The organism is Bradyrhizobium sp. in8p8, assembly GCF_000426845.1.
GTDB classification, from domain to species: domain Bacteria; phylum Pseudomonadota; class Alphaproteobacteria; order Rhizobiales; family Xanthobacteraceae; genus Bradyrhizobium; species Bradyrhizobium japonicum_C.
The window spans coordinates 154,719-167,406 of the sequence record NZ_AUGD01000013.1 but is presented as its reverse complement, the minus strand read 5'-3'; the positions used below and the strand labels follow the sequence as shown (position 1 = coordinate 167,406).

Below are 12,688 nucleotides of genomic sequence, written 5' to 3'. Positions count from 1 at the left end.
AGGGAATGCGTCCAGTCCGAGGTGAAGTTTGGGCCCCAATATCTGTGGTTGAGGGGCTCTAAGCCCTTCGACGGAGTGATGGTCGGGCAGAATCACCATGCTGGAGAATGAGCCGGGCACGGGAGAAGGCGAGCTGAAACGCTGGCTCGAAGGTATCGGCCTCGGCCGCTACAGCGATCTGTTCGCGCAGCATCGTCTCGATCTCGACGTCATGGGGGACCTGACCGAACCCGATCTGATCGAGCTCGGATTGCCGCTCGGCGATCGCAAGCGGCTCCAGCGGGCGATGGCGGCGTTGTTTCAGGCGGAAACGGCGGAATCGCCCACCGCAGCGGTGCGTCCACAAGCGCGGGCGGAGGTCGGTGCTGAACGGCGCCAACTCACCACCATGTTCTGCGACATGGTGGATTCGACGTTGCTTTCCACGCAGTTCGATCCGGAAGACGTCCGCGACATGATTGCCGGCTTCCGCGAAACCTGTGTCCGCGTGGTCAAGCACTACGAGGGCTTTGCCGCGCGTTTCGTCGGCGACGGTATCCTGGTCTATTTCGGCTATCCATCCGCCCATGAGGACGATGCGGAGCGTGCGGTGCGCGCCGGGCTGGAAATCGTGAGGGCGCTGTCGAGCGCGCGCGCGGTCGAGCCGCGTGGTGCGCCGAGCCATTCGCCGGCCGTGCGCATCGGAATCGCGACCGGCCTCGTCGTGGTCGGCGATCTCGTCGGGCAGGGCACCGAGGAGCGCGACTCCGCGGTGGGAGAAACCGTCAACCTCGCCGCGCGCCTGCAAGCCCTGGCTCCGCCCAATGGCGTCGTGATCTCCGCTTCGACGCAGTCGCTGCTGAAGGGGAAGTTCGACTACCGCAATCTGGGCGTCCACGACTTGAAGGGCATCTCCGAGAAGACGCAGGTCTGGCACGTGGTGCGCGCCTCGCGGGTGGAGACGCGCTTTGCCGCGGCCATGGGCACGCGGCTGACGCCCCTCGTCAACCGCGAGGAGGAGATCGCGCTGTTGATGGGACGCTGGCAGCAGGCCAAGGACGGCGACGGCCAGGTCGTGGTCAAGTTCGGCGAGCCCGGCATCGGCAAGTCGCGTATCATCCAGGAGATCTTCGAGCGGATATCGGGCGACCGCCATGGGCAGGTTTCGCTCCAGTGCTCGCCTTACTACACCTCCACCGCGTTCCATCCGTTCGTCGAGCAGCTCAAGTTCTCGCTCGGCCTCGATCGCGATGATACGTCAGCGCTGTCGCTGGCGAGCCTCGAAAAAGCGATCGCTGCCGCTCATGGCGATATCGAGCAAGTCACGCCGCTGTTTGCCGCTCTGCTGTCGATACCAACGGGGGACCGCTATCCGCCGCTCGAACTGTCGCCGCAGCAGCAGAAGGATGCGACCGTTGTGGCGCTGGTCAACCACTTCCTCGGCCTTGCACGCGACATGCCGCTGGTGATCGCGTTCGAGGATTTGCACTGGATCGATCCGACGTCCCGCGAGGTGATCGACCTGCTGGTCGAGCGGGTACAGAACCGCCCGATCCTGGTCGTCATCACCGCGCGCGTCGAATTCCAGCCAAGCTGGAACGCCCATTCGCACATCACCACCCTGGTCCTGAACCGTCTGAGCCGGCAGCTTCGCACGACTCTGGTCGAACGTGTCGCCGGTCGAGAGCTGCCCAAGGAGGTCGTGGAGGAGATCATCGTCAAGACGGACGGCGTGCCGCTGTTCCTGGAAGAACTGACGAAGACCGTCCTTGAATCCAACCTCCTGACCGAGCGCCACGGGCGCTATGTGTTGTCGGGGCCCTGGCGGCAACTCGCAATCCCGGCAACCCTGACCGACTCGCTGATGGCGCGGCTCGACCGGATGGGACCGTTCAAGCGGATTGCGCAGATCGGTGCCACGATCGGCCGCGAGTTCTCCTACGAGACGCTGCACGCCGTCGCCAATACACCGGCCGAGCAGATCGAGGCGGCACTCAATCATCTGGAGCAGGCGGGTTTGATCATCCGCCGCGGCCATCCGCCGGACGCGCTCTACTCCTTCAAGCACGTGATGATCCAGAACGCCGCGCATGACAGCCTGCTACACAGCGAGCGGCGCAAGCTGCATTCCAGGATCGCCCAGGTGCTCGTCGAGATGTACCCGGAGAAGACCGATCGCGAACCGGAGCTGCTCGCCCATCACCTCACCGAATCCGGCCAGAGCGAGGGCGCTGCGAGCTTCTGGCTCAAGGCCGGCAAGCAGGCCGCCAAGAGCGGCGCCAATCTGGAGGCGATCGGCCATCTGCACCGCGGCCTCGCGGTCGTGCAAGCCAATGCGCGCATGCAGGGCGCAGACGAGATGGAGCTCGAGCTGCGCATTGCGCTCGGCAATGCGCTGATTGCCGCCAAGGGCTACGCGGTGCAGGAAGTCGAGGAGAACTATACCCGCGCGCTGGAGCTCGGCTATCAGCTCGACGACGACGAAAAGGCCTTCGCTGCGACCCGCGGCCTCTGGGTCTGTCATTTCATCCGCGCAGATCTGACCCGCGCGCACGAACTCAGCGTCGAGCTGTTGAGGTTCGCCAAGCGCGCGCGACTGAACGAGCGGGCGCAGCCGGCGCAGCAGACCGGATACCTGATCGAAGCGCACCGCTCGATCGCGATGACCATGCTCTATCGTGGGCGCTTTGCCGCATCCCAGCATCATTTGCACCGGTGCATCAACCTCTACAGCCCGGATCTGCATTCCGATCTGATGGAGCGACACGGCACCGATCCCGGAGTGGTCTCGCTGTCCTATCTCGGCTATCTCCTGTGGTTCCTTGGTCGCCCCGACGCAGCACGCCAGCATAGCGAGCAGGCGATCGCGAATGCGGAGAAGATCCGGCATCCCTTCACCCTCGCTTTCGCTCTCGTGTTCGGTGCCTATCTCTGTCAGCATCTGCGCGACGTCGAGGGCACGCGCGACCATGCCAACCGCGCGATGATCATCGCCACCGAGCACAATTTCCTGCATTGGAAGCAGCAGGCGGCGATCCTGCGCGGCTGGGCGCTGGCTCAGCTCGGCGACGCCGACGAAGGGCTCCGCCAGATGCGCCTCGGCCTCGACGAGTACGAGGCGATGGATTCCTGGCTGGCCGGCTGCTGGTTCCGCTGCCTGCTCGCGGAAGCCTATGCCAAGGTTGGGTTGCGCGAGGCCGCCCTGCGCGCCCTCGATGGTGCGCTCGCGACGGCAAGGCGCACGGGCGATCATTCCTACCTCGCCGAGGTCCATCGCCTGCAGGGCGAGATCACGCTGTCGGACGGTGATCCGGTCTCGGTGCAGGAGGCCGAAGGTCTGTTCGAGTTATCCCTGGAGATCGCACGCAAGCAGGGTGCGCTGTCCTGGGAGCTCCGCACCGCCGTCAGCCTTGCGCGCCTGTCGCTTGAAACCGGCAAGCGCGAGCACGCAAGACTCCTGCTGGTGCCGATCGTGGCCAAATTCAGCGAGGGCCTTTACACGGCGGACCTGAAGCAGGCGATGCAGCTCGTCAACGAGCTTGGCGCGGATGCGCCCGCTCGCGAGCAGGCCGATCTGTGACATGCGGGATATTGCCGCCGCACGTGCGCGCTATGTGGGATTGATTGCCAGGCGCGAGCTGATTTCCTCAAAGCGCCTGCTCGATGCGCTTGCTGCCGTTCCGCGTGAGGATTTTCTGCCGCGCGGACCCTGGCGCATCAAGGACGAGGCGGCGCGCAGCTACCGGCTGACGCCCGATGCAGATCCGGTCCATCTCTACGACAATGTGCTGGTCGCGATCGACGCGCGTCGCAAGCTCGACACGGGGTTGCCGAGCCTGTGGGCGCATTTGATCGACATACTCGACGTCAAGCAGGGAGAGCGTGTCGTGCAGATCGGCTGCGGCCTCGGCTATTTCTCCGCGGTGCTGTCGAGGATGGTCGGCCCAAAGGGCCACGTGCATGCGATCGAATGCGATGAGCGGCTCGCGGCCCGAGCGGGGAACTATTTGCGCGGCTATGGCAACGTCACGGTCGTCCATGGCGACGGATGCAAGGATGTCGTCGAACCCGCCGACGTGATCATTGTGCATGCCGGTTTCTCGCACCCGCATCCGCTCTGGCTGCGGTCGCTGCGTCCGCGCGGCCGTCTTCTGGTGCCGCTGACCCAGCGGGATCGCGAAGGCGCCGCGATCAAGATCACGCGGAAGGCCAAACGTTTCGAGGCCGAGGCGATCCAGCAGATTCGCATCTTCCCCGGCCAGGGGCGCGGTGTGACTGCCCTCGACGACCGGGTCGCCGATTGGTGGCAGCGGGCATCGGCCCCGGCACCGCTGCGCTTTCGCGGTCTCGCGCAAGGGCTGCCGTCGGATGGTTAATTCTTCGTTTCATTTTACCTTGATTGCGATAGCAAGTTTCCAACGCTCCCCATTGCCGCTATGAGTGCGGCCTGATGGCAATTCTTGAGCGCGCTCCATGCATTCCGTTGCACTGCTGACTGCCAGCTATGCCAAGGATATCGAACGTTTCTCGCTCCTCAGCGAGAGCATCGACACCTGGCTCTCGGGATTCACGCGGCATTATGTGCTTGTGAACGACGAGGACGTGCCGCTGTTCGCACCGTTCGTCTCCGACAGGCGCGTTATCGTTCCGGCCTCGCGCTATCTGCCGAAATGGCTGCTCGCGCTGCCGCCGGCGCTGCAATTCGGCAACCGGCGCATCTGGCTGTCGCTGCTGTCTTCACCGGTGCACGGCTGGCATATCCAGCAGATCCTGAAGATCGCCGGCGTCCTGAATGCACCTGAGCAGCGCGTCTGCATTCTCGACTCGGACAATCTTTTCTTCCGCGAATTCGACGTCCGCCAATATGCAGGCGCCGAGAAGACGCCGCTGTTCGTCGCGCCCAAGGCGATCGGGGCGGATCATCCGCTGCATGGCCTCTGGCTCCGCACGGTCGATCAGCTTCTCGGTATCGAGCAGCGCTCGTTCCCGGCCGACGATTATGTCGGCAACGCGCTGGTCTGGGACAAGGACACGGTGCGTGCGATGGTCGGCGCCATCAAGTCGGCCACGGGCTTGAGCTGGGCTCTGGCATTGTGCCGGAAGAAGAAATTCTCCGAATATCTGCTTTACGGGAATTTCGTCGCGAATTCGCCGGACCATCTGGCGAGACATCGGGTCACCGAAGACAGCATTGCAGTCTCGCACTGGGATGACACGCCCCTTGACCGCCCGGCCATCGAAGCGATGATGCATGCGGCCTCCCCCGAGCAGGTTGCACTCTGCATCCAGTCCTATTCGTCAACCTCGGTCGAGGACATCCGCGACGTGTTCCGTCTCTCATCGCGCGATCGTCGCAGTCCGGGCCTGGCTCCCGATCACGTCGGAGATGCGCCCGCGTTCGAAACGCCGAAGATGCGATAGCCTTCAAGCCTCGTTCGTGAACTTGCTGATGACGTCCATGAACGGCTTAGGCTTGAACTCGCCGTCGAGCGGCAAGGGGCGGTTCGGCTGCTTGTCCTTGCGGGCAAACGTGCCGTTGATCCAGCTGTAGCGGTCCGAGAGTCCCCAGGTCAGGATCGAGCGGACCGGGCCGCTGACCGAGATTGCGGTGAGAAGGTCGTCGACGCGCTTGGCGACGATGGCGTCGCGCTCCGCCGGACTACCCGCCAGCTTCTGGTCGTCGACGTCGAGTTCGGTGACGAGCACATCGAGTCCCCAGGAACGCAGCTCGGTAACGAATTCGGCGAGCCCGTGCGTGTCGATCTCGAGCTCGGCGTGCAGATGCGATTGCAGCCCGACCGCGTGGAGCGGAACGCCCCGGTCGAGCAAATCCATGATGAGGTTGCGATAGGCCGCGCGCTTGGCGATGAACGAGTCTTTCGCCGATTCGATGTCGTATTCGTTGATCGCGAGCTTGACGAAGGGGTCCGCCGCAGCCGCCGTGCGGAACGCCAGCGGAATCCAGCTCTGACCCAGATGCTGCGTCCAGAACGTGTCGCGCCGGTCCTTCGGACTGCGAGGATTGTCCGGGATCGGCTCGTTCACGACATCCCACGATGTCAGCTTGTCCTTGTAGTAGGACACGACGGTGCCGATGTGGTCGCGATAGGCGCGCTCGACGCCCTTGGTGTCCTTGATCTGCTTGGTCCAGTCCGGAATGTCATGATACCAGGCGAGCGCGTGGCCGCGCATCGAGAGATCGTTGTCTCGCGCGAAATCCAGGATCGCGTCGGCGCGCTCGAAAGCGAACGTGTGCGCATCCGGCCGCAGCATCGGCCATTTCAGCTCGAGCACCGGCACAATCTGCGTGCAATAGGTGCTGATGGCCTCGCCGAGCCGCGGATCCGCTTGCAGATCCCACAACGTGGCCGCAGCGCCAAAGCCGGGACGACGCTGGGCGCGTTTCGACGCCGGCACTGCGGACGCCGATGCGCCCGCCGCGAGGGCTGCGGCGCTGCCGAGGAGAAATTCGCGTCGATCGAGCCTGACCACGTTGGGCGTTCCTTTTGCAACCAACGCGCCTTCGTACCAAGCGGCGCCGTGCACCGCCCGGGTTTCATGTTGTTGGGTTAACTCGGAACCTTCGGCGCGTGTGTGTTACGGCCGCGCCGAACGCGGGAGATCGCCCGGAACATGGTTTCTTTTCGATGACCGGTCCGCCGGTTCGGCACAGGGCAAATTTAACGCTAACGCGCGAAAGCGGCCGCAAGGCCTCATTCGCCGCCCGATCTGCAGACTAATGTGACATTCTTGAGAGATGCTGCGGCGCCGTTTCGTTCGCCGCCAGGATCCGATCGGATCGACCACACTCGCAAGACCGCCGCCGGTCCCTTGATCGCATGCTGAATCGTCATTTCTCGATCTACCTGGTCGCCTACATCCTGCCCGCGGCGGTGGGCTTCTTCGCCGTCACGGCCTATACGCGGCTGCTGAGCCCGGCGGAGTACGGCGTCTATGTGGTCGGCATCAGCCTTGCGGGCATTCTGGGCGCGATCTTCTTCGCCTGGATCAAGCTGTCGGTGTCGCGCTATCAGGCGATGTCGGCGGACGTCGATTTTCGCGGCACGGCGATCGTGGCGTTCGCCCTGACGGCCGCAGTGCTCTGCGCCACCACTCCGCTGGTCTTCCTGTTCCGCAGCGACGTCAGCGTCGGGCTGCTGCTCGCCAGCATGTTCGTGGCGATCATGGCCAACGCGGTCGACGTCGGCCAGGAGTTCGAGCGCGCCAAGTTGCGCCCCTACCGGTTCGCGGCGATCTCGATCGTGCGCAGCGTCTCCAGCGTCGGCTTCGGTCTTCTCGGCATCTGGCTCGGCTGGGGTGGATTGGGGCTGCTCGCCGCGTTCGGTCTGGGATCGCTCGCCGGCATCATCATGAATCTCGTCGGCGACCGCACCAGGATCGCACGCTTCCAGCGCAGCCAGTTCATGCAGCTGGCGCGCTACGGCCTGCCGCTGACGCTGGCCGGATTGTCCGTTGCGGTCTATTCGGCCAGCGACCGGCTCATCGTCGCCTATCTGCTCGGCAAGGATGCCGCCGGCATCTTCGGCGTTGCCGCCGATCTGCCGCGCCAGTTCATGGTCATGATCGCCTCCAGCGTTGCCGCGGCGACCGTGCCGCTGGTGTTCCGGTCATTGTCCGAGAACAACAGCGAGACGACGCGGGAGCGGCTGACCGAAAGCCTCGAGCTTCTGCTCGTCGTCGTCGCACCCGTTGCGGTGTGGCTTGCGCTTGCGGCGGACCAGGTCGCCGGCACGCTCGTCGGCGTCGACTTCCGCGCCGGCGTCTCGGCGCTGCTGCCGATCCTGGTGCTGGCCCGCCTCTTCGGTATCGCCAATCAGTTCTACGTGCAGATCAGCTTCCAGCTTGCCGAGCGGCCCTTCATGCTGGCGGCGCAATCCTTCCTCACGCTGCTGATCAGCGTCGTCCTGATGTTCGCGTTGATCGCCGGCTATGGCCTTCACGGCGCGGCGCTGGCGACGCTGGCGACCGAGGCGATCGGATTGCTCGTTGCGGTCGTCTTGATGCATCGGGCCCACCCGGTCCCGTTCGAGCTCAATCGCCTCGCCGGCGTTGCCGTCTCCGCGGCCGCGATGGCCGCCGCGATCCTGATGGCCCGATCGCAAGCGGGCGGCACCGGCCTCGTGCCGCTCGTCATGGTCAGTCTCGCCGGCGGCCTCGCCTATGCCGCCGCGGCCTGGCTGCTGAATGTTGCGAACGTGCGAACGCTGTCGCTGCGTTTCCTGCGAACATTGAACCGCAAGGCGCTCGGCGTCTAGCGAGGGACCATCCGCCCCGCTCGGCCGGGACGGCTGCACCAAAAGGTGATCCGGACATTCTGCCGCAGCGATCGAGCCCAGCTTCGGGCCGGCCTCGGCCGAAGCCCGCCTTCCGCCTGTGCCAACCCTCGTATATGAGAGATTTGTCGCTCGAACGTACCGAATCCCGCCACAGACGGAACGTAAGGCGGCTGCGATTTCTTAAGCAATGATTCCAATCTGCACGTGAGCGACAACAGCAGGCTGGCAGCTCGACCGAGGATGGCATGAAAAATCAACTGGCGACGGCGCAATTCACCAAGGCGATGCGACGTCTCCGGCCTGCCGGAATGGTTGCGCTCGCGACGCTTGCCACATTCGTGGGCGCGGCCCCCGCGACCGCGGCCAAGCAGCAGCGCCAGGCCGCCGAGGCGGTCGCGCCCCGCCAGGCCGGCGAGCCGATCATGGCGATCGTCTCGATCAAGAGCCAGCAGATCACTTTCTACGATGCCGAGGGTTGGATCGTGCGCGCGCCGGTGTCGACCGGCACCACGGGACGCGAGACCCCGGCTGGCGTCTTTGCCATCCTCGAGAAGAACCGGGAGCATCGCTCGAGCATGTATGACGATGCCTGGATGCCGCACATGCAGCGCATCACCTGGAACGGCATCGCGTTGCATGGCGGACCGCTGCCCGGCTATGCCGCCTCGCACGGCTGCGTGCGGATGCCGTTCGGCTTTGCCGAGAACGTGTTCGACAGGACCTATATCGGGATGCGCGTGATTGTCTCGCCGCACGACACGGTCCCGACCGATATCTCGCATCCCTCGCTGTTCGTGCCCAAGCCGGAGGCCATCGCGGCCGTGCCCGGCCGGGCCGACAAGCTCTCCGCCGAGGCGGAGGAGGCCACCAGGGCGGCCGACGAGGCCAAGAAAGCTGCGTCCGCCGCCGCGAAGGAGGCTACCGCGCTGCCGGCCACGCTGCGCAAGCTGGGGCAGCAGAAGACCCGCGCAGACGCCGAGCTCGCCTTCGCCGACAAGACGCTCGCCAATGCCAAGACGGATCAGGCCCGCGCCAGGGCCGAGGAGCGGAAGCAGAAGGCCGAGGCCAAGGCTGCCGACGCGGCAACGCAGCTCGAGGCCGCCATGGCCGCGGCGCAGCCGAAGCGCGATGCGGTCGCCGCCACGAAGGACGCCGCGAAGGCGGCGGCAGCCAGGAAAGCCGACGCCGTCAAGGCGGCGACCGACGCAAAGCTCGCCGGCGAGCCGGTCTCGGTTTACATCAGCCGCGCGACGCAGAAGCTCTACGTGCGGCGGAACACGCACAAGCCGGCGCCCGACGGCGGCGGCGAGGTGTTCGATGCCAGCATCGAGGTCCCCGTCACCATCCGCAATCCCGAGCAGCCGATCGGAACGCATATCTTCACGGCGATGGCGAAGACCGATACGGGCCTGCGCTGGAGCGTGGTGACGATCGAGAATGGCGATGAGGCCAGGAGCGCGCTCGACCGGGTCACCATCCCGCAGGACGTGTGGGATCGGATCGGACCGACCGCGCTGCCGCGCTCGTCGATCGTCATCTCCGATGAGCCGCTGAGCAACGAGACCAATTACCGGACCGAGTTCGTCGCGGTGCTCAGCAACGAACCGCAGGGCGGCTTCATCACGCGCAAGCCGACCGCGCCGGCCATGGTCGCCAGCGATGACGGATGGGACAACGGCTTCGGCTTCTTCTACCCGCGTGATCCCTACGTCCAGCAAGGCAATCCGCGCCGCCGCAGCCAGTATCAGTATTATCAGCCGGCGCAGCCGTTCCAGCGCGGCTTCTGGTAAGGGACGCCGCGCGCTTCGCCCTTGCGCTGCGATCCCTACTGTCGAGGCTCCAGTTGCAAGATTCGGCCAAGCCGGCGATCGATCCTACGAACGGCCGCCGACTTCGCGGACCGGCCGGGTGCCGTCCCAGTTCATCGCGGCCAGCCGGACCTTCTCGAAGAACGGGCCCTTGGCGCCGCTGATGTCCGAGATCTCGATCACCGTGCCCGGATGGGCCTGCGTGTCGAAATAGGCAAAGCGTCCCCTGTCGCCGCCGATCTGGCCCTCATGGCCGATCCTGTAGCCGAGCCCAAGCGCCGTGTCGTACAGCGCCTGGTAGTCATGGCTCCAGTACGACATGTGCTGGAGCCCCTCCTGGCCGGCGTCGAGAAACTCCTTGTACAGCGAAGGTGCATCGTTGCGCTGCTGGATCAGCTCGATCTGAAGATCGCCGGAATTGGCTAGCGCAATGCTCATCTCCACGGCGGAATCCTGGCCGCGATGGCGGAACCAATCGGTCTTCACCCGGTCCATGTAGTACCAGGGACCTACGCCCATCACCTCGATCCAGTGCTTCATGGCGGCGTGGATGTCCCGCACCACATACCCGTTCTGGCGCACCGCGCCGAAGATGCGGCTCATGCCCGCGCTCCCCTTCTCAACCTGCTCACTTCACCTCGATGCCCGCGCCCTTGGCGACTTGCTTCCAGGCCGCGATGTCGCGTGCGTTGATGTCGCGTTGCTCCTCGCCGGGGACGAATTGGGGCGTGATGCCGAGCGCCAGGAGCTTCTGCTTCACCACCTCGTCGCCGAGCGCCTCCTTCAAGGCCGCTGACAATTTCTGTGCGATCGGAGGCGCGATGCCCGCCGGGGCATACATCGCCCAGGACAGATTGCGGTCGAATGGCACGCCCTGTTCCTTGTAACTGGCGACGTCAGGCAGGCTCGGCGAACGTTCGCCGCAGGCTGCCAGCGCCTTGATCGAGCCGTCCTTCACCAGCGGCGTCGCAGTTGCCATGTCGAGCGTTGCAAGCGAGATGTGGCCGCCGAGCAGGTCGCCGGCGAGCTTTGCGATACCGTTGAACGGCACGTGGTCCATCTTGATGCCGGTCTGCTGCATCAGGATCTCCGCGCAGAATTGCCCGGTCGAACCCACGCCCCAGCTGCCGTACTGGATCGGCTCGCCCTTCTTGGCCAGCGCGACCAGGCCCTTGACGTCGTTGGCGGCGAAATTCCTGGTCGCGACCAGCATGATCGAGGAGGTGCCGACGCGGCCGATTGTGGTGAAATCCTTGATGGGATCGTAGGGCAGCTTCGGATAGATCGCGGGCGCCAGCACATGGGTGGTCATGCCGCCGAGGGTGATGGTGTAGCCATCATTCGCAGCGGTCGCGACCATCTTCGTGCCGAGCGTTCCGGCAGCGCCGGTGTGGTTCTCGACATAGATGCTCTGCCCCAGCGCCTTGCCCATGCTGTCCGCAAGCAGCCGGCCGACCACGTCACCGCCGCCGCCGGCCGCATAGGGCAACAGCATCCGGATCTTGCGGGTGGGGTAGGACGCGGGGTCCTCGGCGCGGGCCGGCGCCGCCATGATCAACGACGCGAACAGTGAGAGCGTGACGGTGCTGAGCTTCATGATCGGGGTCCCCTCAAGCAAGAAAGAGCGTTGGTTGGAATTGAATGCGAGCCAAGAACTCGACCACCTGTCCGCGCCGGAGAGAGGTGATCTTCGGTGCCGACTGAATTGATCTCACGACGGCTAATCCTCGAAACGAAAGCGATAGGCATCGCCGTGCCGGACCACGCGCCCGGCGGTCGGTGCCGGAAAATGGCCGGTCAGCAGATAGCTCGGCGTGTCCGCAAGCTCCTCCAGCAGGGCCATCCGGGTTGCGAGCGCCGCGGCCGGATCGACGTCGGCGGCATTGGACAGCCAGGGCGCGGCGCACTGGATCGGATGATGGATGACGTCGCCCGACATCACCGCGTGTTCGTGGCCACCATTGAGGTGGATCTGCATGTTGCCCGCCGTATGTCCCGGCGCCGGCGCGAAACGCACGGCCGCATCGCGATCGCTGAACACGCAATGATCGGTCGCGACGAACTCGGCAAGCCCGGCCGCCACCACCGGCAGCACGGAATCCTCGAACGAGCCGTGGTTCACCGGTGTCGCCGGCGCGGCATTGTGGGCGGCCTCGAAGTGCCGGTACTCGTCCCGTCCCATCAGATAGCGCGCGTTGGGAAAGGTCGGCACCCATCGACCGTCGCAGAGCCGCGTGTTCCAGCCGACGTGGTCAACATGCAGATGCGTGCACATCACGAAGTCGACCTCTTCAGGGGCAACGCCGAGCGCCCGCATGTTTTCGAGATAGGGTCGGTCGAGACCGTTCCATGCCGGCACGCGCGGCCGGTGCTTGTGGTTGCCGCAGCAGGTGTCGACGATCGCGGTCCAGCTCGGCGTGCGCACCAGATAGGAGTGATGGCTCAGGATGAAGCGGCCGGTCTCCGGCTCGATATAGCGGTGATCGAGCCAGCTGCGGTTCTCCGCGATCACGGCGTCGGTGACGTTCGCGAATAGCCAGCTCTTGTCGAAGGCAAGCGAAGGGATCTCGCTGACGAGATCGATCCGCATGCTGCCGATCCTCA

At 65.1% G+C, this 12,688-nt stretch carries 9 protein-coding genes; 5 read left to right on the top strand and 4 right to left on the bottom strand.

Annotated elements, in window-relative coordinates; all coding sequences use genetic code 11:
* Positions 1–97 precede the first annotated feature (97 nt).
* The 3 genes from K408_RS0128790 to K408_RS0128780 all read left to right on the top strand — a co-directional run bounded on the left by K408_RS0128790 (position 98) and on the right by K408_RS0128780 (position 5,400).
* On the top strand, positions 98–3,559 hold the full coding sequence (locus K408_RS0128790) for an ATP-binding protein (protein WP_024341707.1): 3,462 nt from the start codon (positions 98–100) through the stop codon (positions 3,557–3,559).
* Between the two features lies 1 nt (position 3,560).
* Positions 3,561–4,355, top strand: a complete 795-nt coding sequence (locus tag K408_RS0128785; protein ID WP_024341706.1) for a protein-L-isoaspartate O-methyltransferase family protein — start codon at positions 3,561–3,563, stop codon at positions 4,353–4,355.
* 97 nt (positions 4,356–4,452) lie between these two features.
* Entirely contained in the window at positions 4,453–5,400 is a 948-nt protein-coding gene (locus K408_RS0128780; RefSeq protein ID WP_024341705.1) for a DUF6492 family protein, read from the top strand.
* Between the two features lie 3 nt (positions 5,401–5,403).
* Here the strand turns inward: K408_RS0128780 and K408_RS0128775 are convergent, their stop codons facing one another.
* Positions 5,404–6,471 (bottom strand): endo-1,4-beta-xylanase, encoded by a 1,068-nt coding sequence (locus K408_RS0128775; RefSeq protein ID WP_024341704.1) that lies wholly within the window; start codon positions 6,469–6,471, stop codon positions 5,404–5,406.
* Positions 6,472–6,818: 347 nt separating this feature from the next.
* Between K408_RS0128775 and K408_RS0128770 the strand changes: the two genes are divergently transcribed.
* Together K408_RS0128770 and K408_RS0128765 are read left to right on the top strand one after the other, a co-directional pair.
* Entirely contained in the window at positions 6,819–8,255 is a 1,437-nt protein-coding gene (locus K408_RS0128770) for a lipopolysaccharide biosynthesis protein (protein WP_024341703.1), read from the top strand.
* Between the two features lie 266 nt (positions 8,256–8,521).
* On the top strand, positions 8,522–10,066 hold the full coding sequence (locus tag K408_RS0128765; RefSeq protein WP_024341702.1) for a L,D-transpeptidase: 1,545 nt from the start codon (positions 8,522–8,524) through the stop codon (positions 10,064–10,066).
* An 84-nt stretch (positions 10,067–10,150) separates the two neighbouring features.
* Here K408_RS0128765 and K408_RS0128760 read toward each other — a convergent pair whose 3' ends face one another.
* The 3 genes from K408_RS0128760 to K408_RS0128750 all read right to left on the bottom strand — a co-directional run bounded on the left by K408_RS0128760 (position 10,151) and on the right by K408_RS0128750 (position 12,674).
* Positions 10,151–10,687 carry a VOC family protein gene (locus K408_RS0128760; protein WP_024341701.1) on the bottom strand — a complete coding sequence of 179 codons (537 nt, stop codon included), beginning with the start codon at positions 10,685–10,687 and terminating at the stop codon, positions 10,151–10,153.
* Positions 10,688–10,712: 25 nt separating this feature from the next.
* Positions 10,713–11,681, bottom strand: coding sequence for a Bug family tripartite tricarboxylate transporter substrate binding protein (locus tag K408_RS0128755; protein ID WP_024341700.1), 969 nt, complete (start codon positions 11,679–11,681; stop codon positions 10,713–10,715).
* A gap of 123 nt (positions 11,682–11,804) precedes the next feature.
* The gene (locus tag K408_RS0128750) at positions 11,805–12,674 is read right to left on the bottom strand and encodes an MBL fold metallo-hydrolase (RefSeq protein WP_230646635.1); all 870 of its coding nucleotides are present in this window, start codon (positions 12,672–12,674) and stop codon (positions 11,805–11,807) included.
* Between the last annotated feature and the right edge of the window lie 14 nt (positions 12,675–12,688).

What these genes read in the sequence shown, in the direction of transcription:
- K408_RS0128790 (WP_024341707.1), top strand. Translation starts at nt 98, where the DNA reads ATGCTGGAGAATGAGCCGGGCACGGGAGAAGGCGAGCTGAAACGCTGG.
- K408_RS0128755 (WP_024341700.1), bottom strand. Translation starts at nt 11,681, where the DNA reads ATGAAGCTCAGCACCGTCACGCTCTCACTGTTCGCGTCGTTGATCATG.
- K408_RS0128780 (WP_024341705.1), top strand. Translation starts at nt 4,453, where the DNA reads ATGCATTCCGTTGCACTGCTGACTGCCAGCTATGCCAAGGATATCGAA.
- K408_RS0128750 (WP_230646635.1), bottom strand. Translation starts at nt 12,674, where the DNA reads ATGCGGATCGATCTCGTCAGCGAGATCCCTTCGCTTGCCTTCGACAAG.
- K408_RS0128785 (WP_024341706.1), top strand. Translation starts at nt 3,561, where the DNA reads ATGCGGGATATTGCCGCCGCACGTGCGCGCTATGTGGGATTGATTGCC.
- K408_RS0128765 (WP_024341702.1), top strand. Translation starts at nt 8,522, where the DNA reads ATGAAAAATCAACTGGCGACGGCGCAATTCACCAAGGCGATGCGACGT.
- K408_RS0128760 (WP_024341701.1), bottom strand. Translation starts at nt 10,687, where the DNA reads ATGAGCCGCATCTTCGGCGCGGTGCGCCAGAACGGGTATGTGGTGCGG.
- K408_RS0128770 (WP_024341703.1), top strand. Translation starts at nt 6,819, where the DNA reads ATGCTGAATCGTCATTTCTCGATCTACCTGGTCGCCTACATCCTGCCC.